This is a genomic window from Aliiglaciecola sp. NS0011-25, assembly GCF_040370605.1.
Lineage (GTDB): Bacteria > Pseudomonadota > Gammaproteobacteria > Enterobacterales > Alteromonadaceae > Aliiglaciecola > Aliiglaciecola lipolytica_A.
On record NZ_BAABWR010000003.1, the window covers coordinates 1 to 25,313 of the forward strand.

The following is a 25,313-nucleotide window of genomic DNA, read 5'->3' on the forward strand; positions in this document are numbered from 1 at the left end:
CGGCTCAATAGATATTGATGAATCCCCCATTTTACAACGACTTGGTTTGGATGAAAAATCCTGGCAATGTTTATTCTCAAGTTTTGAAACATCGTTTAGTGTGGCCGCAGGTCAAATCAATACCCTCAACAAATATAAACGCCGACGTCGACAAGCAAGTATTAGTTAGGTTGTTAAATTTAAAACCGGCTTAAGTAAACCTAAATTCATGTTTTGAGAACCCACGATAGTAATGGGTTAATCCAACTTTCCGCTATATCTACTTTTTAACTTGAAACTTAATCTCCACTTATATTTAACGCGATTGAACCTCCGAATAGTTGTATAACTCACGTAGCTTGATTAAAAATACAGCTACAACTATTTCTGAAACTAACATATGCCTGTCCAAGTTGTTTTTATGCCTGCCTGTCCAAGTTGTTTTTATGCCTATCCAAGTTGTTATTTTGTAAAGAAGGAAACATTAAATTAACTTAATTTACAGCAAAAAAACATACCATTAAAAAGATAAAAAACCTCATCAATTTCATCTACTTAACCAACATTAACCATTGCAAAAAAGAACAGTAGGATTTAATCTAAAATCCCAGTAACTTTTAGACAGAGTGGCAAATGAAACAAGGTATAACAAACAATAATATAATTGATTCTTCACGCCGCAAATGGCTAAAATCCGTTGGATTAGGTACGGGAGCGGTAGCACTTTCTGCGTGTGTAGATTCAAGCGTAAAAGAACTAAATGCAGCAGGCATGAAAACGGATCACTTTCCATCCGCAACGCCTAATGTGAGTGATGGCCTAATTAGATTATCCTCAAATGAAAACGCATTTGGACCTTCAGCTAAAGCAGTGGAAGCCATGCAATCTGAGTTGTTCAATCTAGGCAGATACGCTGATGCGACAGTCGACGTCCTGAAAAAGAAGATTGCAGCCCAAGAGGGTGTATCCGAAGAACAGATCGTTGTTACCAATGGCTCATCCCCTATCCTATTTGGATACGCAGACTGGATCACCAAAAACGGGAACAAGTTAGTTACTTCCATGGCGACATATGAAGGTGTGCCTCGTGGCGCAGAGTTTATGGGCGCAGAGGTTACTTACGTGCCGTTAGACTCTGATATGAATTTCGATTTAGACGCAATTGAAGCAGCAGTCACTGATGACACCACAGCGGTTTATATCTGCAACCCAAATAACCCAACTGGGTGTGTCGTAGATTCTGTTAAGCTTACCGAATTCGCAAAACGTGTGTCACAAAAGGCTCAGGTTTTCATCGATGAAGCCTACATTGAAATGTCGGATGCATATCCAGCAAACGTTCAATCAAAGTTAGCAGCAGACGGATACAACGTGGTTATTTGTCGCACATTCTCAAAAATACATGCGATGGCCGGTCAACGTTTAGGTTACGCCATCATGCCTGCGGAACAAGCTAAAGTAATTGGCCGCATGTTAAGAATGGGCGGCGTGAACTATCTCGGACTTGTTGCCGGTATGGCGAGTATGGATGACCACACAAATTTAAATACCATGCGAAAACGTGTTCAAACAGAACGCGCTAAGCTAACAGCTGCCGCACAAGAACTAGGACGTCCATATGCTAAAAATCCCCAAGGGAATTTCATCTATATGGATACAGGTATGCCCCATGATCAGTTTTCAGAAAAAATGAAGGCTGCCGGTATAAAAGTGGTTGGTAGAACATGGCCTGGTTATGACACTTGGTCTCGTATCAGTATCGGAACACCTGCAGAGACAGATGCTTGTGTTGACGCCTTGAAACTAGTTTTAGCATAATCAAAGTTTGAACACAGACACTCAACACCGTAAAACATTAAGAGTCTTAACTCATATTAATTCGGTGACGTTTCAAGCTCTAGCCCAACGAGTTTTCAGTCGGCTAGAGCAATGCTCATCTAACGCTAGCTATAATGTTTAGCCGCATTAACACATTAAAAAACCCCATTATTGGTGTTATCCAAATAATGGGGTTACTTTAAACCCGCAACTTTTTGATTAACTGAAAACAGTTTATCTGAGATTAAGATTTCATCATTTTATACATTTCATCTAATGCTTTAGGCATAGCATCAGCATACATTTGTACGTCTTTGATAATGCCAGTGCTGACTCGCGACCAAGGCTTATAGGTACGGTATTGACCTCGAATTAACACGTTCTGTTTTTCCATCGCTTTGCGAAATGCATTCGCATCGCCATTTTCACCCAAGTTAACAAATACGAAGTTTGTACTTGAGGGTAAAGCTGTTAGACCATTGGCTTTTACCGCTGACTGGATAATACCTTTAGCTTCCATCACTTTATCTCTGGAAAATGTTTTGAAGCCTTCATCATGATAACTGGCAATGGCTGCGGCTAAACCAGCCTGATTGATAGAGTAGCCACCCAATCCATATCTATTGATAAATTCAATGTTCTCTTCTGAACCTAACATGTAACCAACGCGCATACCTGCAAGTCCGTAAATTTTAGAAAAAGTACGGGCGACAATAATATTGTGGCCTTGGTTAATAAGTGGAATCATCGAATGTTTAGGACCATCTTCAATGAGTTCATTATAGGCTTCATCAACTAACACCAAGGTTTTCTTAGATGCTTTAATACAAAACTCTTTGAGCTTCATCGGATCAAGAATTCGCCCAGTGGGGTTGTTTGGATTACAAACATGTACCATAGCTACGTCATCATCAATGGCATCATAAAGTGCATCAAGGTCAATTTCTAAATCCGCAGTATTGGCTACTCGGCGAATTTCCGGCCCGCCCTGGCTGATCGGTGCTTTAGAGGTGGTATCCCAAAATAAATCAGGACCCAAAATAACCCCTTTAGTTGTTGCTGCTAAAGCAGCGAAAGCCAAAATCAGAGACGAGCCTGCCGTAATCGAAATATTACCCGGCTTTAAGCTGTAGTTTTCTGCAATCATATCTCGCAGATACATACCTGCATTATAGGCATAATAAGCGCCGCCTTGACTACTCGCCTGAGAAATAGCTTTTAGCGCTTCAGGACTAGGGCCATAGGGATTTTCATTCGCATTCAATTTAGCAATACCTGCAGCAGGCCCGTAACTAACCTTTGGTGCAGGATTTGTAGCAGCAGATGCCAAGCCTGCAGGCACAATTAAGCCAGAGGCTCCAGCGGCAGAGGCTGCAATGCTGCCTCCTAAAAATAAGCGTCTAGATGGATTATAAGTCATTATTATTTTCCTTTTATTCTTAAAATGTGTCTAGGACAAAACTTTAATAAACATGGCTGTTGATACAATTACTAAATAAATACCGAACAGACGTTTGAGTTTTTTCTCACTAAAGCTATGAGCCAATGAAGCACCAAATGGTGCGGTTAGAATAGAACCGACACTGATGGCAATAAGCGCAGGCAAATTGATATAACCTACGGTTCCAATTGGCATACTTTCAGGGCTTGTGTTTTCCATAAATAAAAATCCGATGGCCCCAGGCAACCCAATTAAACATCCCACACCTGCAGCGGTCGCCACTGCTTGTTGAATAGTGCGTTTACACATCACCATAGTGATAACAGTAGGTGTTCCACCACCAATTCCTAAAAGCGCTGAAAATCCTCCCAACACGAATGCCAGAGTGGCTTTGCCCATACCTGAAGGCATGGAAAACGAAACACCTGGACGAACTACAAAATCAGGGAACAGAAAATAAATTGAATACAACAAAACACCCGCAGCGAAAACGATGGTTAATCCAACGCTGCTTGTGTGGTTAGCAATAGCTAAACCTCCTAGCACACCCAATACAATCCATATTGACCATGACTTAAGCACTTCAAAATCAACGGCGCCTCTTCGACGGTGTGCCATCACTGAACGAGCGCTAGAGACAACAATAGAAGCTAACGACGTACCGATAGCGACCTTGACTAACTCTTCAGAATTGGGAGTAAAAAACGGGAAAACCGCTAATAAAGCGGGGACCACTACAAATCCACCACCATTGCCAAATAAGCCGGCAGTAATACCTGCCACAGCGCCAGCACAACATAAGGTTAGAACGAACCAGAGTAACTCTATCTCCATCACAACATCGCTCCACTAAAAGTTTTCATCAAAATAGGTACTCAACTTAATAAAATAATAATCTCTTGAAACAAGCAGGGGGCTTACACCCCTTCTGCTATTATTGTTATTTACTAACCCTTTAATGATTTAAAAGTTAGCGATAAATTTGGCGTAGTAATAACCACCTTGCCAATCCACAACTGAATCTGAACGGTATACTCGGCCACAACACGAATCTCCCATAGTGGCGACATCCGGGTAGTTATCGAATATGTTACGAACGCCTACCGAAACGGTATACATATCATTGATATGATAGGTACCTTCTAAATCAACCATTAACTCCGAACCGAAGGTTTGAATGTCTGTATCTGCAGAGCTATCGTTGGCGTTTTCATACTCACCGTAATAATTAAAGCGAGTCGTCAACATCCAATCTTCGTAGCTATGATTAATCGTGAACACACCGCGCATTTCAGGTACACCGTTTTCAAAATCAAACTGGTCTTCTGCGTTCAGGTAGTCGCTAGGATCTGAATCAAACTCTTGAGAGTTATAATTGATCGAAGCGGTAAACATAGTTTCACCATAATCAGATTTCAAAGCATAGGTGCCTACAATATCAAGGCCTTCCGTTACCGTATCAAATGCATTCTGGAAGAAGAAAACCCCACCTATCGATTCAGCACCAACCACACCAGCTTCAGCAAGGTTTAAATAGTTGGTGTAATCGTCTCCGGTTGATGGATCAGTAGATACATCCATCGTTGAAACAGCATACACTCTGTCTTCCAATAAAATATGGTAATAATCCACAGTTAAGCTGAAATCACTAATTGATGCGGTAAAACCCAGTGTAAAGTTAGTTGATAACTCAGGTCGAAGCTCCTCAGCGCCGAGTGCTTGTGCGACAGAACCTCCTGCAGGAAACAGTCCTGTTGCAACAGGAAATCCATTAGGCAAACGAGTAGATACGTTAGTTGTACCTTGTTGACCAGGAGTTGGCGCGCGGAATCCAGTCCCATATGAACTTCTTACAGCAAATTCATCGGTAAATTGATAAATTGCCGCGACTTTATAAACTAGCTCTGAACCGAAATCTGAATAATCTTCATAACGCAGCGCACCTTGAGCAAATAGTTTATCAGTGATATCACCGGACACATCCACGTATGCGGCATAAGAATCACGTGAATACTTACCCGAGAATTCAGGTGAATATCCAGGGAAACCATTAGAACCCACACCAACTACACGGTAAACCGGATCAAGCCCTTCAATCCCATCATCTTCAAAGCCATCACCATCGACATCATTTGTCGTATAGTTAGCGCAATCCAAAGTTGAACCGTTGGCAATAACTGCTTCACCCGCCTCGGTAGGCATATAAGCATCGGTACAAAAATCCCATGGATCAGCAGAAGCATATGGACCAGCAAAGTACGAATCCTCTTCTCCACCAGAAATTTCATAAGATTCATCCATATAACTCAAACCAAACGCAAAAATATATTCATCCATGTCATAGGTAAAGTCTGCTTGAATTTGCGTCTCTTCATTACTTAGATCGCCTGGTTTGAATGACGTAGGTGATAAATTTCCCATTGACGGGTTAATGGTATTACTTAAGGTATATGAAATTTCGTTGTAACCGTATCGGGCACTTACATCATAACCAAAAGCACCGCTCATGCCTTTAATTCCGCCAACAACAGAGTAATCGGTTACGTCACCAAAGAAACGTGGTGTGAATCCACCAGGAAATATCTCGATAGGACTCCAAATAGAACCGTCTTCCAAACGAAGATCTTCGATGGTGCCATTACCTGGATAACGATAGAAGAAAGAACCGTCCCCCTCACTTTCGGAATAATTTCCGAATCCGTAAAGTTCAACATCATCAGAAAGAGAAAAGCCGGTGTTTACAAATATTCGAGTACCACTTGAGTTGGGTTGTCCCCAAGGCTGTACTTGAGATGAACCATGGACTGTTTGACCTTGCAATTCTGCAGCGGCAATATACTCGGCAGATTGATCGTCTACACAGAACCAAGATTCGCAATATTGTGTTCCTCTAAAAGTAGCTTCTGAATCGGAGTACTCAGCAGAGATACTTAGAAAACCGTCATCACCAAGAGCAAAACCTTTGTTACCAGCGATAACTAATTGATCGCCATCACCTTCAAAATATTGTCCTATTTCGGCTGAAAACATCCCACCTTCGGTATTATTTTTTAGCTGAAAATTGATTACACCAGCGATGGCGTCAGAACCGTATTGCGCAGCAGCACCATCACGGAGTACCTCTACACTGGCAATGGCTGCAGTTGGAATAGTAGCCAAATCCGGCCCTTGCGTACCTGAACCACCAATAGAGACTAAAGAAGCACGGTGGCGTCGTTTAGAATTCACCAGTACTAAGGTTTTGTCGGTAGGCAAACCACGCAATTGAGCTGGGCGGATAAAGGTTCCACCATCTGAAATAGGTTGGCGAGAGACCGAATAGGATGGCACTAAGGTTTTTAGTACATCATTCATATCCGAAAATGCTACTGCATTTAAGTCATCTGCACTTAATACATCCACTGGTACTGGAGAACTAGTCACAGTTCTTGGCGCTCCTCGAGCACCTACTATCGCAATTTTCTCAAGATTATCGTCTTCTGCTGCGGCTTCTTGCGCAAATGCTAAAGGTGCACTCAGCAGAGAAATAGCGCAACCAGATAAACCAGCTAATATGGCAGTATTGATTTTGGTTAATTTCATTGAGTGTTCCCTTATTATTATGTGTTCTCAGTATTACGTCCGTGACTTGTTGTCCGTGTTTTTATGTTTTTATTTTTGTTTTGATAAAAAATACCTAAACTTGTTATTACCTAAGGGTTTGCCCTTAAAGTGATCAACTAAGCACCAACTGCAGGCAAGAGAGTATTTTGTTTATCCTGTTAGCCGTATCAACTAACCCACAAGAGACTAAGAAAAGCACTGGCGACGCGGAAGAAAAAAGATTATTGAGGGTTATAGGGAAAATATTGAGCCTCTACATTTACATATAAGTATCAATAAGATACGAATTCATTTGTGCGTAAAAAAATATTCCAAAAAGTTCAAAAAAACATATTATTTACAATTTCAAGCTTTAATGATTATAAGAATGGTATAAAAAATGCTTAATTTACAAGCAATTACAGTAGATAGTGCAAAAGATGAGTTTCGAAATGGAATGTAACTAAATTAGTGCAATGGAGAATAAGAAATTCAATCAATTGAGTAATAGTGTTAGGAGCAATGTGCTGAATGAATACTAAACAGTTGGAGTATTTTTTAATAACCGTGCAAAAAGGTAGTATTGCCGCAGCAGCCAGAGAATTAGACATTGCTCAACCAGCTATCAGTCAGCAATTAGCAAACTTGGAAAGAGAAATGGGCGCCGCTTTGCTTGAACGCAGCTTTCGAGGAGTAACCCTAACGCAAGCCGGGCAAATATTTGTTAATCATGCTCAAACCATCACAAAAACAATCAATGACGCCAAAATTGAACTACAACAGTTAATAAGTAATCGCTCAGGTACAGTTCGGGTGGGCATGCTACCCTCTATCGGTAACGTGTTGTCCATGCCGCTGATCGCTGAAATTAATCGTTTCCATCCGCATATAAAATTAGAAATCAGCACGGGGCCCTCATACGCTGTAAAAGAATGGCTCAAAACCAATCAACTCGATATTGCTTTAACCTATGAGCAAGAAATTGATCAGAATTTCATGACCACCTATCCTCTTATTGAAGAATATATGTATCTTGTTGTGGGCAGTAATGACAGTGCTGCCAATTATCAACAATTGCTTAACCGAGATACAGTGAATTTTTGGGAGTTGAGCCAATTTGAACTATTAACCCCTGGTTTAAAAGACGCACTGGGACAATTAATAAACACTTATGAACTCACCACAGGCGTTGCCTTAAAACATAATAAAGCCTATTCAGGGCAACTGATGACAGGTTTAAGGCAAGTAATTCAAGGTGAAGGTTTAATGATTTTACCTTCCTCAGCAATGTACCATTTAGAAGAAAGCAAGGTAGTCAAAACGTTAAAAATTGAACAACCGGAGATGACGCGTCTGGTACTAGCAACTACCAATAAGGGTATGCGTATCTCTGATGCCTCGATACAAATGTTGAATGTGATTAAAGCCGTAACAGCAAGCGAACAATCCTTAGCTCATTGGCGAGGTCGATTAGCAATGGCATCTGCAACGCCCGTAAATAGTCTATCAACGCTAAGCGCCGCCACTATCTAACCTGGTAACCTTTTTACCTATATTTTGGCTGATGCAGCTTCTGATTGCGGTGTGAATGATCCAGAGCTAAGCAAAGCTGAACCAGTTGAAGAAGTTTGAATATTACCTTCTCTTAAATCTAATAATCGTAGGCCTCTTTGCGCATGATCCAAAGCCTGGGCTTGCCAATTTGATTGATGAAAGCGTTTTGAAGAGTAATAATAATACTCAGCACGCTGGAGACGCAGTCGACTATTGCGGTCTTGTTTCGTTTTATCCACCCTCTGTAACCTTTGCTCAAAATTTTTCAATAAATGAATCACAGGATCAGGTTTAGTTTCAGGTACAGGTTCGGTTTGCCCAATCACCATTGCCGAACTTAAAATTGCCACAATAATTACCGAAAATAACGTTAACTTTTTCATTGCGATATCCTATTCTCTGCACTTTTAACTTATAGACTGTTTTGCAGTTTTGATACCAAAATGAAAGGACAATTAATAGATTTCAGAAAACAGATATTATCAATACAAACAACAACTTAAGTCAATTAAAACAGATTTAAACAACACCTGATAAAATTGCGTTCGCGTAGATAAGAAAAAATTGCTTATTGGCTTGTAATTTATACTTAGATTTTAAATGCGGGGGTTGACGAGCTAAATTAATAGTAAAAAAAGCGAAAGGCTAAATAGCTCGTAGCAATAGACTGATTATAGTTCTAGTGGAGTTTGAGTCTGAACTGGATTGCAATTCATAAATAGAACCAGCCACAAAAGATGCCATCAGACCTCGAGGTGAGCTAATCCACTGTTTAGATTGATCCTGTGCCTTATCTAAAGCGTGACGTTTGATGTCTTTCGACACTTTATACAGCTCAGCTTTGTTTTCAACGATGGCTTTTTGATTAGCTAATAAATCTAACATGTTAATCGCCTTATTTTTCTCGTCTTAGTGGATAGTTTTGCGCGGATGAATTTTCACTTCTAGGCTCAAATAAAGTCTTGATAGTGGTTGATAAACCAATTGAACGAATCGCATTTTTGAAAATTCGATGTATGACCCAGAACATTAATACATTGATGACAATTAACGACAAGGCAACTATCAGCCAATGCACGCCAAAGGCATGTGCTCCATATCCAAGTGTCAGTAGCAGTGTCGTCCAAATGATTAAACTGATCCCCACCAGCAACAAAACACAAACTGCGCTAAGCAATAGTGCTTTACCTGATAGCGTTAACTCCTGAACAGCCAACGACTTGGCTTTGCTAAATTGCTCTTTTTGCGCATCCCATACTCTAGACCAATAGGCCTGCAGGTCCGAAAAATCTACAGCGTCATCTTTAGGCGCTGTAGACTCTTCATTATGGTGAGCGTTACCATCAACCATCGTCAGTTTACTTTCTTTTCAAAAATGCAGTGAGAGCCATACCTGCGGCAAATGCAATACCGGCGGTGGCAAGTGGATTTTCTTTAGTGAATTTGCCCACTGCAGATGAATTCCAGTAATCCTGCGCTTGTTGCTGTTTTTCCGATAGAGTTTCAGCTGAGGCGCTTGCTGAGTGTCTCACTTTTTCTTCAGTTTTAGCAGCTTGTTTTGCTAAGGAATCAACTGAATGATGAAGCGCATCAGTCATTTTATCTGCGATTGGAGTCTCCGACTTAGCAGTTGTTTCGTTAGCCATCTTTGCTGCCGATTGCGTTTGGTTCGTCATCTTGTTCTCCTTTTAAAGTTAGAATGCTATCGCCCCATAAATGGCGTATAGTACTTTTAAAAGTGCAACGACTATGCCATCGAGAATTAAAGAACTAAGTCATTAAAAAACAGATAGTTAGAATAAGCATCTAACATGCTCTATTGAAAAATAGGGTTAACCTTGTAAATAGTTCTGATATCCTTTGCAACAATTACATCCATCTTTGAGAGCACTATCTTGGAAATAGGTCTTATCTGTTCAAGCTGCTTTTTAGTAGCGATAACCTTACTACCCTTGTTGCCGAGTAATCATTGGTTATGTCGCAGCTGGGAATTTCCTAGGGTTCAGATCGTTTGCTTGATAATCATCAACGTACTAATGGTTTTATCCTTAACCGAAGACTACCTAATGTACACTCTGCTGATAGTTAATTTAGCGAGCTTAATTTATCAGTCAATTTGGATTCTGCCTTACACATTTTTATATCCAAAAGAAGTGGAGCACGCTGATAGCTCATCAACTGAATCCAAGGTATCTATTAAAGTCATTACTGCAAACGTTTTAATGCCCAACAGATCGGCACAAAAACTAATTGATTTAATCCGTCAATACGAGCCAGATATTGTTGTTACGTTAGAGACCAACAAATGGTGGCAAGACGCAATGGAACCCATTCATGCCGACTTTCCCTTCAGAGTAAATAAACCATTAGATAACCTCTACGGAATGCACGTTTACAGCAAACACGAAATATCGGATTTAGAGGTACTGGAATTAATTGAAAAAGATATTCCCTCTGTTCATTGCCATATTAAATTTACCGAAAGCGTCAAAGTTAAATTCCATTTTTTACATCCAGCGCCGCCTTCACCTACTGAAAATGACACTGCAAAACCCAGAGATAAAGAGCTCATTTTAATAGCCAATAAAGTCGAGCCGTCCAAACAACCAATAATAGTCACCGGAGATCTAAATGACGTAGCTTGGTCACCTACCACAAGAGCTTTTCGGAAACTAAGTGGATTAAAAGATCCAAGGATTGGTCGCGGCTTCTTTAACACTTTTCATGCAGATTACCCGATAATCAGATGGCCATTAGATCACCTCTTTCATTCTCAACATTTTATGTTGGCTGACATTAAAAGGCTGCCATCGATTGATTCTGATCATTTCCCTCTCTATACAGAGTTAGTGATAAAAGATAAATGGGATTAACACATTGGGGGAATTCTGGGAGAGGAATAGGAGCAGTCCGCTAGCAAGATTAGGTTTTGCAACACGGACTTAACTCTATTGCAGATTCAATCTATCGTTTAGCGATAATCCAAACAGCGTGAATTATGCCTGGCAAATAGCCGAGGATTGTAAGCAATATATTTAAGAAAAATGCGCCACTAAAGCCCACCTGTAAAAACACCCCAACTGGGGGTAAAAGAATAGCCAATATTAGCCTAATGATATCCATAATTTACCTCTTGATTCATTTGTTGTTAGTTGATAATAATATTAGAAGCCGCTCAATGAGCGGCTAGCTATCATTAAGTTATCGGTTAAGCAGTGAGTTCCTGCAGGGCTTTCATCTCGTCATGACAAGCTTGCATAGTGCCTCGAATTTCTCTAAGGGCTAACGTACATGTATCAGGCTGCTTTTCTGCAAGTGCCTCGTCGATTACTTCGAGTGTCTTGTCCTCAACCTCTTCAAGTTGACTAATATAGGTATGCTCTTTATCAAAAGATAAAAAACCTACCAATTTTGTGTACATGTTGCGTACATTGACGGCGATGGACTCACCAGTTTCTTTCTCACCTTGCTCTGCAATCGCAAAAGGCTGAAGTGCTTCGATTGCGGCTTTTTTCTCAAACATCATTCTCGCAAACACTTGCTTTACAGACTCATGGGTTGCTTTATCAATACTTTCTTCATAAAAATCTGCGCCTGCTTTTAGCACTTCAATCACGTCTGCTACTTTGTTCACTTGTTTTACTTCATTACTCATAAAAATCTCCTATTAATGACTTAAAGAAATAACCAAAGTTAATCATTGGTTGTTGAGTTACGCATTAAGGTAAATGCAGAAACCACACCATTTCTTAAAAACAGTTAGTAGAAGTTAAAACAGCACCATAAAAAATCAATTTTATTAATAAATATCAAATAGATATAAAAATAATAAAAAACAAAATGATTGAGACAAGAAGCCAGAAATATAAAAATTAAATAGGCTTTATTTTACTAATGTAAAAAATTTACTCGAAAATTGGAAAGATTACATTGTTGGGATATTGAAAGGGAGGAAAATTAAAAAACCCCGCTAAATAAATTAGCGGGGAACTCACGCTTAGGGGATGTGTATAAGGTTAGGGTTACAACACATCCTCAGAAGCCACAGGATCTTCTGGTTTGACTGTTTTAGACAGCAACAACTCTGCTCTCAGACGCTTCTCGATATCGTCAGCCATATCAGTATGCTCTTTCAAATACTTAACCACGTTGGCTTTTCCTTGACCGATACGCTCGCCATTGTAGCTATACCAAGCTCCAGCCTTCTCAACAAACTTTTGCTTAACACCCAAATCAATAAGTTCGGCTTCTTTACAAATACCTTGGCCATATAGAATTTGGAATTCAGCCTGTTTAAATGGAGGTGCGACTTTGTTTTTAACAACTTTCACACGGGTTTCATTACCAACCACTTCATCACCGTCTTTAATCGCGCCGATACGTCTAATATCTAGTCTTACAGAGGCATAGAACTTAAGTGCATTACCACCAGTTGTGGTTTCAGGCGAACCAAACATAACGCCAATTTTCATACGAATTTGGTTAATGAAGATTACCAAAGTATTTGAACGTTTAATGTTACCCGTTAATTTACGTAGCGCTTGTGACATCAGACGTGCTTGTAAACCAACATGAGAATCACCCATATCACCTTCGATCTCAGCTTTAGGCGTTAACGCTGCCACTGAGTCAACGACTACAACATCTACTGCGCCAGAACGAACTAACATATCGCAGATTTCCAATGCTTGTTCACCGGTATCTGGCTGCGAAACCAAAAGATCATCGATGTTTACCCCTAACTTTCCTGCATAGACAGGATCCAAGGCATGCTCTGCATCAACAAACGCACAGGTTTTACCCATTTTTTGCGCTTCAGCAATAGCTTGCAAAGTTAGCGTTGTTTTACCTGATGATTCAGGACCATATATCTCAACGACTCGTCCACAAGGAAGACCGCCTATTCCCAACGCGATATCAATCGTCAAAGAACCTGTTGAAATAGCTTCAATATCTAAAGCTTGGTTGTCTCCGAGGCGCATAATTGCACCTTTACCAAATTGTTTTTCAATCTGCCCTAGAGCAGCTGATAATGCGCGAGATTTATTATCGTCCATCGGAATGTCCTTCGAAAATAGCGTGATAAATTAAACAAGGGTTCAACGAACTTACTTATTAGTAACTTGACGTTAAGTTTATGCCCAGAAGTATACTGTATGATTATACAGTTACAAGTACAGTTTTACTTTTTTTACGAATTTCTGCTTTTGAAAGTTAAAAATACTATCCAAAGTTATTCAGCGTAACTATCTAAATACATGTTTAGACTTAGCTAATTCGTTGGCTAGTCTGTTGCAATGCAAATTCAATGGCCTGAAGTCTTACTTGATGCCGATCCCCAGAAAAAATCTGCTTTTCAGTAGAAATATCACCGTTGATAAAAAAACCAAACCAAACTAAACCAACGGGTTTATCTTCAGTTCCCCCATCCGGTCCTGCAATTCCACTAATAGAAACCCCAATTTCTGCTTGCGATTTTAGTGCGCATCCAGAGGCCATCTGCTCAACCGTTTGTTGAGACACTGCGCCAAATGACATCAAGACTTCTTGTCTCACTCCTAATAAAGATTGTTTAGCTTCATTAGAATAGGTAACAAAAGACTGTTTAAACCACTCAGAGCTTCCCGCAACACTGGTGATTGCAAAGGCGACACCGCCCCCTGTACAAGACTCTGCGCTACTAATCGTCCAACCTTTGCTTTTTAGCTGTTGTCCAAGTTGTTGGGAAACCCGCTCTATAGATTCGGTTAACATAATGCAAATATGCTCCATTTCAATGTTTATCTGGCAGATTGTACTAACAACTGCTAGAAAAAAAACCCATACTTCTTATAATGCCCAATTGTTTTTAATTGCCTTAATTCGATTAAGTTATTTATTCCGAACATAACCTCAACCTGCAAAGAGATCGCAACCTCAATGAGTAATAGCGTTAAACAGTCTGATCTAGATAGTCACACCCCTATGATGCGTCAATATTTAACAATAAAGGCGGAGCATCCAGACATTCTTTTGTTTTATCGAATGGGGGATTTTTATGAGCTGTTTTTTGACGACGCTAAAAAAGCATCCGAGTTATTGGATATTTCTCTTACTGCCAGAGGCAAATCTGGTGGTAATGCTATTCCTATGGCTGGCGTGCCTTATCATGCAGTTGAAAATTACCTAGCCCGTTTAGTAAAAATGGGACAGTCAGTCGCCATTGTTGAACAAGTTGGAGATCCGGCGACCAGCAAAGGCCCAGTGGAAAGACAAGTACAGCGTATTGTGACCCCTGGAACCGTGACTGATGAAGCCTTGTTAGAAGATAAACAAGACAATTTACTAGCCGCCGTTTTTGCCCGTAAAGAGGTGTTTGGTGTGGCTATTCTAGATATAACAAGTGGCCGTTTTAGTATCTCTGAATTGTCTGGAGAAGAAGCGCTTTTAGCCGAATTACAGCGCTGTAACCCGGCAGAATTACTTTACCCTGAAGGGTTTAGTCACCTGCACTTAATTGACAACCGAGCTGGACTGCGTCGCCGTCCAGTTTGGGAATTTGATTTTCAAACCGCCAGCAATCAACTGAATCAGCAATTTGGTACCACTGAACTAAATGGCTTTGGAATTCAAGACGCAAAAATTGCCATATGCGCTGCAGGTTGTATTGTTCAATATGTTAAAGATACGCAACGTTCTGCCCTGCCCCACATACGCAAAATACAATTACAAAACCATAACGATACCGTGTTGATGGATGCTGCCACTCGTCGCAATCTAGAATTAACCTTGAATTTGTCTGGCGGCGTTGAGCATACTTTAGCAAGCATCTTAGATTTTACTGTCACGCCAATGGGTAGTCGTTTGTTGAAACGCTGGATTCAAACCCCGATTCGCGACTTGCAGGTAATAAATAGCCGTCAACAACAAATACAAGCCTTACACCAAAGCGAATACGAAGACTTACGCGACATGCTGAAGTCGGTTGGCGATATGGAACGCTGCTTAGCAAGGTTGGCGTTACGTTCAGCGCGACCAAGAGATTTCTCTCGGTTGAGCAACGCATTTGACATGCTGCCAGAAATTCAAAACAAGTTAGCCGATTTAGGTTCAAATTTTCAGACGTTGAGTACAAATATCAACAACTTCCCTGAATTTAGTGACTTATTGAATAAAGCCATTATTGCTAATCCTCCGGTATTAATCCGTGATGGAGGTGTAATCGCTCCTGGTTACAATGAAGAGTTAGATGATTTACGAAACTTAGCAAAAGGTGCAACAGACTACCTTGAGCAATTGGAAATCAGAGAAAAAGAACGCACCGGCATTCACTCGCTAAAAGTCAATTATAACAAGGTTCATGGATACTATATTGAAGTCAGTCGCAGTTACGCGGATCAAGTACCTGCAGATTATGTGCGCCGCCAAACCCTCAAGAATAATGAGCGTTATATCATTCCTGAGCTCAAGGAACACGAAGATAAAGTCCTTACCAGTCAAGGACGCGCATTAGCCTTAGAAAAACAATTGTATGAACAGTTGTTTGATTTATTGCTACCGCAACTCAATGAACTCATGGCATGCGCTATGGGATTAGCTGAACTCGACGTAATTTGTAATTTAGCACAAAGAGCTGATGCCTTAGACTTACATTGTCCTGAAATGAGTGAAGAGACGGGAATATTTTACGAACAAGGTCGCCACCCTGTAGTAGAAAATGTTATGAAAACCCCTTTTATCGCCAACCCGTTAGCCATGACACCAACAAGACGGATGTTAATTATTACGGGGCCTAATATGGGTGGTAAATCAACCTATATGAGGCAAACAGCTTTAATAGTGCTTATGGCATATATAGGCTCATTTGTACCGGCACAGCAAGCAGTAATCGGCCCGATAGATAGAATTTTCACCCGTATTGGTGCTTCAGATGATCTCGCTTCCGGCCGTTCGACCTTCATGGTTGAGATGACCGAAACCGCTAATATTTTAAACAATGCAACGGCTAACAGTTTAGTGTTGATGGACGAAATTGGTCGCGGTACCAGCACTTATGATGGCCTGTCGTTAGCGTGGGCATGCGCCGAATACCTCGCCTCACAAATTAACGCCTACACACTTTTTGCCACCCATTACTTTGAGTTAACAAAGTTAGCTGCAGAACTCGATTCCCTGGCCAATGTGCATCTTGATGCTGTTGAACACAACGACGAAATTCGTTTTATGCATGCAGTACAAGAAGGACCTGCCAACCGCAGTTACGGTTTGCAAGTAGCGCAATTAGCAGGTGTGCCCAAAAGTGTTATTCGCTCAGCCAAAGCGAAACTCGCAATTTTGGAGAAACAACCAAATATAGAAGTTGATGAACTAACAGTAAGTAATCACTCACAGCAATTAGACTTATTGGATTCTGTAGATGAGTTACGGATTAAATTAAAGCAAATTGACCCCGATGAATTGACGCCTAAAGAAGCATTGGCACTACTTTATTCATTGAAAGAAATCAGTAACCAATCCTAAGTATTTGATAGTTATTCGCGGCTTATAGATTTAGATTATTTCATATCAAAATTTGTCGCGCTTAAATGAAAAAGTTCGTTGTATGGACAGGCAGCTTTCCGTATACTGTTGAGCCGTCCATACGCCGAAAATTTATCGGTCCCTTGGTCAAGTATTCTTATTCAACTCCAAACGTCTTAGGTTACACATGACACATTATATTTTCGTCACAGGTGGTGTCGTTTCATCACTTGGAAAAGGTATTGCCGCAGCTTCGTTAGCTGCAATCCTCGAAGCTAGAGGATTGAAAGTTACGATGCTCAAATTGGACCCATATATTAACGTGGATCCGGGCACCATGAGCCCCATTCAACACGGCGAAGTATTTGTTACCGATGACGGTGCAGAAACAGATTTAGATTTAGGTCATTACGAGCGCTTTATTCGCACCCGCATGACCAAGCGTAATAACTTCACCACTGGTCGCGTTTACGAAGAAGTGTTAAAACGTGAAAGACGCGGTGATTATCTTGGTGCAACTATTCAGGTTATTCCACATATTACTAATGAAATAAAGCGCCGCGTAATCGAAGGTGCCGAAGGGGTAGATGTCGCGATTGTTGAAATTGGTGGCACTGTTGGTGATATTGAATCACAACCGTTTCTCGAAGCAATTCGTCAATTGGGAGCAGAACTTGGTCGCGAGCGTGCAATGTACATGCACCTAACACTAGTTCCTTATATGGCTGCTTCTGGAGAGGTGAAAACGAAACCCACTCAGCATTCAGTTAAAGAATTACGTTCAATCGGTATCCAACCGGATATTCTGGTTTGCCGCTCAGAAAGCGCCCTTCCCTCAAATGAACGCCAAAAGATCGCATTGTTCACGAACGTCCCCGATAAAGCAGTTATTGGCCTTAAAGATGTTGATAGTATTTATCGAATTCCAGCGGGATTAAAAGCCCAAGGAATGGATGAGTTAGTGGTTAAACGTTTTGGTTTGGACTGCCCTGAAGCTGATTTAACTGAATGGGAACAGGTTTTATACGCAGAATCAAATCCAACTGGCGAAGTAAACATTGGGATGATTGGTAAATACGTAGAATTACCCGATGCTTATAAATCAGTTAACGAAGCGTTAAAACATGCCGGCCTTAAAAACCGCTTATCAGTTAATATCCGTTATATCGACTCCCAAGACATTGAAAGCAAGGGCGAAGCTGTGTTACAAGATCTTGACGCTATTCTGGTCCCTGGCGGGTTTGGTGAACGAGGAATTGAAGGTAAAATTGCCGCGGCGAAATATGCTCGCGAAAACAAAATACCTTATTTAGGCATATGTTTAGGTATGCAGGTGGCGTTAATCGAATATGCTAGAAATGTGACTGGTATGGCCGATGCTAACAGCACCGAATTTAATCCAGAAACGCCTTTCCCAGTGGTGGGTTTGATCACTGAGTGGCAGGAAACTGACGGTAGCACAGAGGTCAGAGATGAAAGTTCTGATCTTGGTGGTACAATGCGTCTGGGTAGTCAATTGTGTCATTTGATTCCAGATACAAAGGTTCAGCAGACCTATGGTAATACAGAAATTTATGAGCGCCATAGACACCGTTATGAAGTGAACAACAACCTACGTAGCGAAATCGAAGCGTCAGGATTGGTTGTATCTGGTTTATCAACTGATAAACGTTTGGTGGAGGTAATTGAATTGCCTGACCACCCGTGGTTTATAGCTGGCCAATTTCACCCTGAATTTAACTCTACACCCCGTGACGGCCACCCATTATTTACTGGGTTTGTGCACGCCGCTGGTGAATACCATAAAAATAATAATTAAAGAAAAATCAAGCGCCTATTCGCATAATCATAAAATATAGCCCCATTTGGGGTTATATTGTGCGTGTGCTTAGAACGTAAATTAAACATTTTTATAAGGCAACAAAAATGGCAAAAATCAGCAAGATTATTGGCCGTGAGGTAATGGACTCGCGTGGTAACCCAACTGTAGAGGCAGACGTATATTTAGAAAGTGGTGCCTGGGGCAGAGCGTGCGCGCCATCTGGTGCATCTACTGGTTCTCGCGAAGCTTTGGAATTGCGCGATGGTGACAAATCTAGATATCTAGGAAAAGGCGTTTTAAAAGCCGTAGCAGCAGTAAACGGTGATATTCAAACATCTTTGCTAGGCAAAGATGCGCTAGACCAACGTGCAGTTGATCAAATCATGATCGATTTAGACGGCACCGAAAATAAAGAACAATTTGGTGCTAACGCCATTTTGGCGGTTTCTCTAGCAGTGGCAAAAGCTGCGGCTATGGAGAAGAAAATACCGTTATATCAACATATTTCAGAACTTAACGGTACACCAGGACAATATTCAATGCCGGTTCCAATGATGAATATCATCAACGGTGGTGAACATGCTGATAACAACGTCGATATTCAAGAATTTATGGTTCAGCCTGTAGGCGCACCTAACTTCCGTGAAGCGCTACGCATGGGTGCTGAAATCTTCCACAGCTTGAAAAAAGTATTGTCTGCAAAAGGTTTAAGTACTGCAGTTGGCGACGAAGGTGGCTTTGCTCCGAATTTGAGCTCTAATGAAGAAGCTCTTAAAGTTATCATTCAAGCCGTTGAAAGTGCTGGTTATGTGATGGATAAGGACGTTACTCTTGCCCTTGATTGTGCATCATCTGAGTTTTACGTAGATGGTCAGTACAATATGAAAGGTGAAGGTAAAATCTTTAACTCAGAAGAGTTCAGTGATTACCTAGCGGACCTATCAGCTAAATATCCAATTATCTCAATTGAAGATGGTTTGGATGAAAGCGATTGGGATGGTTGGGCTTACCTAACCGGTAAAATTGGCGATAAAATTCAACTAGTTGGTGATGACTTGTTCGTAACCAATACTAAAATTTTAAAACGCGGTATCGACAATGGTGTAGGTAACTCTATCCTCATTAAGTTTAACCAAATTGGTTCACTTTCCGAGACGTTAGATGCAATTAAGATGGCAAAAGATGCAGGTTTCACTGCTGTTATCTCTCACCGTAGTGGCGAGACTGAAGATGCAACTATCGCTGATTTAGCGGTGGGTACAGCTGCTGGTCAAATCAAAACGGGTTCACTATGCCGCTCTGATCGTGTGGCTAAGTACAACCAATTGCTTCGCATTGAAGAAGCTTTAGGTGACTCAGTTAGTTACGGCGGTCGCGCTGAAATTAAAGGTCAATAAAGCCTAATGAGCATGTACCAGCCTAAGTTTTATCTGGTACATGCTTACAACTACCCTAATTGTCTGATATAAGTCAGATAATGTCCGATACCAATCATCAACAACAAGTTGATATATTCGCCTCCGATCAAAGACAGCGCCATTTTGCCGAGCTGTGCAATGCCCTGTATGAAAGAGAATTGCTGTCATTAAGCAAGAGCACTGTCAACAATATACGGTTATTGCAGCGTAGGTTGTCAGGATTGCCTTATCATATTAAAAATGCAGCTGAATACTTACTAGCTCAAAGTTACCCCATCAAAGTAGACGTCCACAACGGCAGTTGGCAAGCTAAACAAGCGGCTAAATGTGTGAGCGCCAAATACGATCCGCAAAAATCATTGGCATGGTTTCAAAGCCATGTTCGTATGGGTTTGCCATCGCCTATTTGCATCAGTGATATGGGCATAGAAACAGTAGAATTAGACTCTGTTGATAGAATAGACAAAGAAAACCATAAATTACATTTCAACAAACACGGCTGGTTTGATTTCAACGGAACATTTCTTGGTGAGTATGACCATTCATTGCAAAGTAAAACCTTATTGATTCCAAATAAAGGCAATATTACAGCTGCTTGTTGCGGCCATAGTTGGAACCACAAAGGCAAAACCATTCCCAGAACACTCAGCCTTAGAGAATTACTTTTATCCACCACAATTAACTGGAAAACCTACAAGTAGTTAATAACCGAACAGCAAATAAATGAATCCTCAAAGATAGTTCAAGGATATACCTTTTTGTTAAGCAAAGTGGCTGCAAAAATGAGACCAATAAAGTACTGCTTATCCCGAGAACAGGTTAGTTATTCCAAAGCGATATATAAGGATTTATTATCTAAGGTTGACGCATAGGCCGATAAAGGATACAAATACACCACTAGAGAATTTACTCAAAATTTGATTAATTGAGAGCAATGTGACATTACGTAAAGCAACTTTACTCAACATCCTACTACTTCTGGCAGCGAGACTGCACGGGTAGGTTGTAAATGTCACAACTGATTTTAAAACCCGTGCAACGCACGGGTTTTTTTATATGGGCAATATACTTAACAGGAGAAAAAATATGTCTAATCAAGTGAAAATATTTGATACAACCTTGCGTGATGGCGAACAAGCGCTGCCAGCAAGTCTCACTGTTAAAGAAAAACTGCAAATAGCATTTGCCATTGAAAGATTAGGCGTAGACATTATAGAAGCAGGATTTCCAGTTTCGTCACCGGGTGATTTCGCTTCTGTACAAAGTATTGCAAGAGAAATCAAAAACGCCACTGTATGTGGATTATCTAGAGCCCTAGAAAAAGATATTGATGCCTGCGGTGAAGCGTTAAAGGTCGCAGATCAATTTCGTATCCATACTTTTATTGCCACCTCTGATATTCATGTTGGTGCAAAGCTTAAAAAATCCCAACATGAAATTGTTGAAATGGCAGTGCATGCCATAAAACATGCGCGCCGCTATACCGATGATGTGGAATTTTCCTGTGAAGATGCTGGACGTACGCATATCGATTATTTGTGTCGTATGGTTGAAGCTGCCATAACCGCTGGCGCAACAACAGTGAATATCCCTGATACTGTGGGCTACACGACGCCAACAGAATTTGGCGGCATCATCAAAAACCTATTTAACCGCGTTCCAAACATCGACAAAGCAACAATTTCTGTACACTGTCACAATGATTTAGGTTTGGCTGTTGCCAACTCATTGGCGGCGGTTGAAAACGGCGCTCGACAAGTTGAAGCAACAATTAATGGTATTGGTGAGCGAGCAGGTAACTGCTCTTTAGAAGAAATTGCAATGATTTTGCAAACCCGTCAAGCCATGTTGGGATTACAAACCAACATCAACTCCCACGAAATTTCACGCACTTCTAAATTAGTAAGTCAGCTGTGTAATATGCCAGTTCAGGCCAATAAAGCCATTGTCGGTACTAATGCGTTTAGTCACTCTTCCGGTATTCACCAAGATGGCGTATTGAAAGCGCAAAATACCTACGAAATCATGACACCGGAAAGCGTGGGCATAAACAAAAACAACTTGAATCTTACATCACGTTCAGGTCGCCACGTTATTAAACATCGATTAACCGAATTAGGTTACAAAGAGAGTGATTACGATTTAGAAGCAATCTACGCTGCATTTTTGAAATTGGCCGACAAAAAAGGTCAGGTGTTTGATTACGATTTAGAAGCACTGTTGTTTTTTGATCAACAAAAACAAGAGCAAGCTCATTTCGAATTGCTTTATTTACAGGCAAACTCGGGGCGAGAAATCATTCCTAGTGCCACCGTCAAAATGCGTATCGGTGAAATTGAAATCACTGAGTCAGCGGTTGGTAATGGCCCTGTAGACGCAGCATTTAACGCCATTACGAAAGCCATTGGGCACAGCCGCGTAGATGTGGTTGACTTCAAACTCGACTCTAAAGGTGAAGGCGCCGATGCATTAGCTCAAGTAAGCTTGATTGCTGAATATAATGGCCGCCGCTTTAACGGTATTGGCCTAGCCACTGACATCGTAGAGTCCGGTGTAAAGGCACTGATTTACGTGTTAAACAATACACATTTAGCCGACCAAATTGATCAACAGAAGAAACAACAAATAAAAATTGCAGGGGTTTAATAAGTACATGTCTAATTATGAAATTGCCGTATTACCAGGAGACGGTATAGGTCCGGAAATAATGGCTGAGGCTAGAAAAGTACTCAGTGCAGTTGAAAAAACCTGTGGGTTGTCATTCACTCTGAACGAATATGATGTAGGTGGCTTAGCCATCGATAATCACGGGCAGGCGCTACCAGAATACACGCTAAAAGGATGCGAACAAGCAGATGCTATTTTGTTTGGTTCGATTGGTGGCCCTAAGTGGGACAGTTTACCTCTAGAGCAACGCCCAGAAAGAGCCGCGCTGCTGGCGTTACGTGGTCATTTTGATTTATTTAGTAATTTACGACCTGCAAAAATTTACCCTGGTTTAGAAGCCTTATCTCCACTTCGCGCTGATATTGCGGCAAGCGGCTTTGATGTTTTAGTTATCAGAGAACTTACTAGTGGCATTTATTTTGGCCAACCTAAAGGCTTAGAAGGCGAAGGTGAAGAACAGTTTGCGTACGACACCATGCGTTATTCAAAACGAGAAATTCGTCGTATTGCCAAAAGCGCCTTTGAAGCTGCAATGAAACGCGGTAAAAAAGTCACCTCAGTTGATAAAGCAAATGTATTAGTGTGCTCACGATTATGGCGTGAAGTTACTGAGGAAGTCGCAAAAGATTATCCAGAAGTAACCTTAGAACATATATATATCGATAACGCGACTATGCAGTTGCTGCGTTACCCCAACGAGTTCGACGTAATGCTTTGCTCTAACTTGTTTGGCGACATTATATCTGATGAATGCGCAATGATTACGGGCTCTATGGGTTTATTACCATCGGCAAGTGTGAATGAAAGCGGATTTGGTATGTTCGAACCAGCCGGGGGCTCAGCGCCGGATATAGCGGGCAAAGGCATCGCCAATCCAATTGCCCAAATATTATCTGCTTCAATGATGCTACGTTACAGTTTAAATCAAACAAAAGCAGCAGACCAAATTGATGATGCGGTACGTAAAGCATTAGCTGAAGGTGTATTGACTGGGGAACTACTTCCACCAGAAAAACGTCATCTTGCTAACTCTACGTCGCAAGTGGGTGATGTAATTTGTCAGCACATATTATCTTCCGTACAAATTAACTAGAATTAGCCAGTAGGCTCAGATTTAAATTTAGGAATTAAAAATGGCAAAATCATTATACGACAAAATCTGGGAATCCCATGTTGTCGACCAATTGGGTGACGATACTCTTATTTATATCGATCGTCACTTAATCCATGAAGTGACCTCACCTCAGGCATTTGCAGGATTAAATGACAAGGGACGTAAAGTTAGATGTCCCCATAAAACCTTCGCGACTATGGATCACAGTATTTCTACTCGCTCATTAGCCATTGATGCTTGTGGACCAGAAAATCAATTACAGCTACAAACCTTAGCCAATAACTGTAAAGAACATGGCATTGAATTATTCCCTGTAGGCCATCAAAAACAAGGTATAGTCCATGTTATTGGACCTGAGCTTGGCTTAATTCTACCCGGAATGACGGTGGTTTGTGGTGATTCACATACTGCAACTCATGGCGCTTTCGGGGCCCTTGCTTTTGGTATTGGTACCTCGCAAGTTGAACACGTATTTGCAACCCAAACATTAAAACAAACCAAAGCTAAAAGTATGTTAATTAATGTTGATGGCAAACTTCCCCTTGGCATCACAGCAAAAGATATCATCTTAGCGATTATTGGTACTATTAGTCATGCAGGCGCAACCGGTTACGTTATTGAATATGCAGGTGAAGCAATTCGTGGTTTGACCATGGAAGAGCGCATGACAGTATGTAACATGACCATTGAAGCGGGTGCAAAAGCAGGCTTTATTGCGCCTGATGAAACCACCTTTGAATATATTAAAGGTCGCGAATATGCGCCATCTGGTGAAGCTTGGGATAATGCCGTCGCATATTGGAAAACCCTGCATTCTGATGATGGTGCGCATTTTGATAAAGTAGTTGAATTGCAAGCCAAAGACATTGCACCACAAATTACTTGGGGAACGAACCCTGGCCAAGTAACGGGTGTAACCAACACGATTCCAACACCGCAAGATTTCAGCGATCCTATTGAGCGTGAATCAGCCATTAAAGCACTTGCTTATATGGACTTAAAAGCAGGTACAAAACTAACTGATGTTTCGGTTAATAATGTCTTTATTGGCTCTTGTACTAATAGCCGAATCGAAGATTTAAGAGCTGCGGCGGCAATTGCTCAAAAAGGTAAGGTAGTAGACGGTGTTACAGCCATTGTGGTGCCTGGTTCAGTGACCGTAAAACAGCAAGCTGAAGAAGAAAAACTCGATCAGATTTTCATTGATGCTGGTTTTGAATGGCGGTTACCAGGTTGTTCAATGTGTTTGGGTATGAATGACGATATTCTGAAAGCCGGTGATAGATGTGCATCAACGAGTAATCGAAATTTCGAAGGTCGCCAAGGCCGAGGTGCCAGAACCCACCTAGTTTCTCCAGCAATGGCAGCAGCGGCTGCGATCACTGGCCACTTCATTGATGTACGAGATTTGTAGGAGCA

General features: G+C 41.1%; 21 protein-coding genes. 10 read left to right on the forward strand and 11 right to left on the reverse strand.

What is annotated here, in order from left to right; genetic code table 11:
- Positions 1 to 612 precede the first annotated feature (612 nt).
- Positions 613 to 1,797 carry a pyridoxal phosphate-dependent aminotransferase gene (locus ABWV72_RS03120; protein WP_353368671.1) on the forward strand — a complete coding sequence of 395 codons (1,185 nt, stop codon included), beginning with the start codon at positions 613 to 615 and terminating at the stop codon, positions 1,795 to 1,797.
- Positions 1,798 to 2,041: 244 nt separating this feature from the next.
- On the opposite strand, the gene ABWV72_RS03125 is transcribed toward ABWV72_RS03120, so the two are convergent.
- The 3 genes from ABWV72_RS03125 to ABWV72_RS03135 form a co-directional block, all read right to left on the reverse strand.
- Positions 2,042 to 3,217, reverse strand: a complete 1,176-nt coding sequence (locus tag ABWV72_RS03125) for a pyridoxal phosphate-dependent aminotransferase (protein WP_353368673.1) — start codon at positions 3,215 to 3,217, stop codon at positions 2,042 to 2,044.
- Between the two features lie 30 nt (positions 3,218 to 3,247).
- Positions 3,248 to 4,072 (reverse strand): sulfite exporter TauE/SafE family protein, encoded by an 825-nt coding sequence (locus ABWV72_RS03130; RefSeq protein WP_353368941.1) that lies wholly within the window; start codon positions 4,070 to 4,072, stop codon positions 3,248 to 3,250.
- 129 nt (positions 4,073 to 4,201) lie between these two features.
- A complete protein-coding gene (locus tag ABWV72_RS03135; protein WP_353368675.1) occupies positions 4,202 to 6,820 on the reverse strand; it encodes a TonB-dependent receptor plug domain-containing protein in 2,619 nt (872 codons plus the stop codon).
- Positions 6,821 to 7,351: 531 nt separating this feature from the next.
- Between ABWV72_RS03135 and ABWV72_RS03140 the strand changes: the two genes are divergently transcribed.
- Positions 7,352 to 8,353, forward strand: coding sequence for a LysR family transcriptional regulator (locus ABWV72_RS03140; protein ID WP_353368677.1), 1,002 nt, complete (start codon positions 7,352 to 7,354; stop codon positions 8,351 to 8,353).
- A gap of 17 nt (positions 8,354 to 8,370) precedes the next feature.
- Here ABWV72_RS03140 and ABWV72_RS03145 read toward each other — a convergent pair whose 3' ends face one another.
- From ABWV72_RS03145 to ABWV72_RS03160, 4 genes are all read right to left on the reverse strand, one after another.
- Positions 8,371 to 8,757 carry a hypothetical protein gene (locus ABWV72_RS03145; protein ID WP_216046819.1) on the reverse strand — a complete coding sequence of 129 codons (387 nt, stop codon included), beginning with the start codon at positions 8,755 to 8,757 and terminating at the stop codon, positions 8,371 to 8,373.
- A gap of 262 nt (positions 8,758 to 9,019) precedes the next feature.
- A complete protein-coding gene (locus tag ABWV72_RS03150) occupies positions 9,020 to 9,259 on the reverse strand; it encodes a hypothetical protein (RefSeq protein ID WP_353368680.1) in 240 nt (79 codons plus the stop codon).
- A gap of 10 nt (positions 9,260 to 9,269) precedes the next feature.
- Positions 9,270 to 9,725 carry a hypothetical protein gene (locus ABWV72_RS03155; protein WP_353368681.1) on the reverse strand — a complete coding sequence of 152 codons (456 nt, stop codon included), beginning with the start codon at positions 9,723 to 9,725 and terminating at the stop codon, positions 9,270 to 9,272.
- Positions 9,726 to 9,732: 7 nt separating this feature from the next.
- Positions 9,733 to 10,050: a DUF883 domain-containing protein gene (locus ABWV72_RS03160; protein ID WP_216046822.1), complete on the reverse strand. Its 318-nt coding sequence runs from the start codon at positions 10,048 to 10,050 to the stop codon at positions 9,733 to 9,735.
- A 390-nt stretch (positions 10,051 to 10,440) separates the two neighbouring features.
- Between ABWV72_RS03160 and ABWV72_RS03165 the strand changes: the two genes are divergently transcribed.
- Positions 10,441 to 11,247 carry an endonuclease/exonuclease/phosphatase family protein gene (locus ABWV72_RS03165; protein WP_342807069.1) on the forward strand — a complete coding sequence of 269 codons (807 nt, stop codon included), beginning with the start codon at positions 10,441 to 10,443 and terminating at the stop codon, positions 11,245 to 11,247.
- A gap of 91 nt (positions 11,248 to 11,338) precedes the next feature.
- Here the strand turns inward: ABWV72_RS03165 and ABWV72_RS03170 are convergent, their stop codons facing one another.
- From ABWV72_RS03170 to pncC, 4 genes are all read right to left on the reverse strand, one after another.
- Positions 11,339 to 11,497 (reverse strand): YqaE/Pmp3 family membrane protein, encoded by a 159-nt coding sequence (locus ABWV72_RS03170; RefSeq protein ID WP_216046824.1) that lies wholly within the window; start codon positions 11,495 to 11,497, stop codon positions 11,339 to 11,341.
- Between the two features lie 85 nt (positions 11,498 to 11,582).
- On the reverse strand, positions 11,583 to 12,029 hold the full coding sequence (locus ABWV72_RS03175; RefSeq protein WP_216046825.1) for a PA2169 family four-helix-bundle protein: 447 nt from the start codon (positions 12,027 to 12,029) through the stop codon (positions 11,583 to 11,585).
- Positions 12,030 to 12,396: 367 nt separating this feature from the next.
- Positions 12,397 to 13,431, reverse strand: a complete 1,035-nt coding sequence (gene recA, locus ABWV72_RS03180) for a recombinase RecA (RefSeq protein ID WP_216046826.1) — start codon at positions 13,429 to 13,431, stop codon at positions 12,397 to 12,399.
- Positions 13,432 to 13,642: 211 nt separating this feature from the next.
- Positions 13,643 to 14,128, reverse strand: coding sequence for a nicotinamide-nucleotide amidase (gene pncC / locus ABWV72_RS03185; RefSeq protein WP_342807065.1), 486 nt, complete (start codon positions 14,126 to 14,128; stop codon positions 13,643 to 13,645).
- 165 nt (positions 14,129 to 14,293) lie between these two features.
- On the opposite strand from pncC, the gene mutS reads away from it, so the two are divergent.
- From mutS to leuC, 7 genes are all read left to right on the forward strand, one after another.
- A complete protein-coding gene (gene mutS / locus ABWV72_RS03190) occupies positions 14,294 to 16,873 on the forward strand; it encodes a DNA mismatch repair protein MutS (RefSeq protein WP_353368686.1) in 2,580 nt (859 codons plus the stop codon).
- Positions 16,874 to 17,060: 187 nt separating this feature from the next.
- On the forward strand, positions 17,061 to 18,692 hold the full coding sequence (gene pyrG, locus ABWV72_RS03195; protein WP_353368688.1) for a CTP synthase: 1,632 nt from the start codon (positions 17,061 to 17,063) through the stop codon (positions 18,690 to 18,692).
- 107 nt (positions 18,693 to 18,799) lie between these two features.
- Positions 18,800 to 20,092 (forward strand): phosphopyruvate hydratase, encoded by a 1,293-nt coding sequence (gene eno, locus ABWV72_RS03200; RefSeq protein WP_216046830.1) that lies wholly within the window; start codon positions 18,800 to 18,802, stop codon positions 20,090 to 20,092.
- A gap of 80 nt (positions 20,093 to 20,172) precedes the next feature.
- Positions 20,173 to 20,814 (forward strand): hypothetical protein, encoded by a 642-nt coding sequence (locus ABWV72_RS03205; RefSeq protein WP_342807059.1) that lies wholly within the window; start codon positions 20,173 to 20,175, stop codon positions 20,812 to 20,814.
- A gap of 385 nt (positions 20,815 to 21,199) precedes the next feature.
- Complete coding sequence (gene leuA / locus ABWV72_RS03210) at positions 21,200 to 22,759, forward strand: 2-isopropylmalate synthase (RefSeq protein WP_216046832.1); 1,560 nt, start codon at positions 21,200 to 21,202, stop codon at positions 22,757 to 22,759.
- A 7-nt stretch (positions 22,760 to 22,766) separates the two neighbouring features.
- Complete coding sequence (gene leuB / locus ABWV72_RS03215; RefSeq protein ID WP_353368691.1) at positions 22,767 to 23,873, forward strand: 3-isopropylmalate dehydrogenase; 1,107 nt, start codon at positions 22,767 to 22,769, stop codon at positions 23,871 to 23,873.
- Positions 23,874 to 23,913: 40 nt separating this feature from the next.
- On the forward strand, positions 23,914 to 25,308 hold the full coding sequence (leuC, locus tag ABWV72_RS03220; protein ID WP_216046834.1) for a 3-isopropylmalate dehydratase large subunit: 1,395 nt from the start codon (positions 23,914 to 23,916) through the stop codon (positions 25,306 to 25,308).
- Positions 25,309 to 25,313: the final 5 nt, after the last annotated feature.

Coding starts and splice junctions, on each gene's coding strand:
- ABWV72_RS03120 (WP_353368671.1), top strand. CDS start 613: ATGAAACAAGGTATAACAAACAATAATATAATTGATTCTTCACGCCGC.
- ABWV72_RS03125 (WP_353368673.1), bottom strand. CDS start 3,217: ATGACTTATAATCCATCTAGACGCTTATTTTTAGGAGGCAGCATTGCA.
- ABWV72_RS03130 (WP_353368941.1), bottom strand. CDS start 4,072: ATGGAGATAGAGTTACTCTGGTTCGTTCTAACCTTATGTTGTGCTGGC.
- ABWV72_RS03135 (WP_353368675.1), bottom strand. CDS start 6,820: ATGAAATTAACCAAAATCAATACTGCCATATTAGCTGGTTTATCTGGT.
- ABWV72_RS03140 (WP_353368677.1), top strand. CDS start 7,352: ATGAATACTAAACAGTTGGAGTATTTTTTAATAACCGTGCAAAAAGGT.
- ABWV72_RS03145 (WP_216046819.1), bottom strand. CDS start 8,757: ATGAAAAAGTTAACGTTATTTTCGGTAATTATTGTGGCAATTTTAAGT.
- ABWV72_RS03150 (WP_353368680.1), bottom strand. CDS start 9,259: ATGTTAGATTTATTAGCTAATCAAAAAGCCATCGTTGAAAACAAAGCT.
- ABWV72_RS03155 (WP_353368681.1), bottom strand. CDS start 9,725: ATGGTTGATGGTAACGCTCACCATAATGAAGAGTCTACAGCGCCTAAA.
- ABWV72_RS03160 (WP_216046822.1), bottom strand. CDS start 10,050: ATGACGAACCAAACGCAATCGGCAGCAAAGATGGCTAACGAAACAACT.
- ABWV72_RS03165 (WP_342807069.1), top strand. CDS start 10,441: ATGTACACTCTGCTGATAGTTAATTTAGCGAGCTTAATTTATCAGTCA.
- ABWV72_RS03170 (WP_216046824.1), bottom strand. CDS start 11,497: ATGGATATCATTAGGCTAATATTGGCTATTCTTTTACCCCCAGTTGGG.
- ABWV72_RS03175 (WP_216046825.1), bottom strand. CDS start 12,029: ATGAGTAATGAAGTAAAACAAGTGAACAAAGTAGCAGACGTGATTGAA.
- recA (WP_216046826.1), bottom strand. CDS start 13,431: ATGGACGATAATAAATCTCGCGCATTATCAGCTGCTCTAGGGCAGATT.
- pncC (WP_342807065.1), bottom strand. CDS start 14,128: ATGTTAACCGAATCTATAGAGCGGGTTTCCCAACAACTTGGACAACAG.
- mutS (WP_353368686.1), top strand. CDS start 14,294: ATGAGTAATAGCGTTAAACAGTCTGATCTAGATAGTCACACCCCTATG.
- pyrG (WP_353368688.1), top strand. CDS start 17,061: ATGACACATTATATTTTCGTCACAGGTGGTGTCGTTTCATCACTTGGA.
- eno (WP_216046830.1), top strand. CDS start 18,800: ATGGCAAAAATCAGCAAGATTATTGGCCGTGAGGTAATGGACTCGCGT.
- ABWV72_RS03205 (WP_342807059.1), top strand. CDS start 20,173: ATGTCCGATACCAATCATCAACAACAAGTTGATATATTCGCCTCCGAT.
- leuA (WP_216046832.1), top strand. CDS start 21,200: ATGTCTAATCAAGTGAAAATATTTGATACAACCTTGCGTGATGGCGAA.
- leuB (WP_353368691.1), top strand. CDS start 22,767: ATGTCTAATTATGAAATTGCCGTATTACCAGGAGACGGTATAGGTCCG.
- leuC (WP_216046834.1), top strand. CDS start 23,914: ATGGCAAAATCATTATACGACAAAATCTGGGAATCCCATGTTGTCGAC.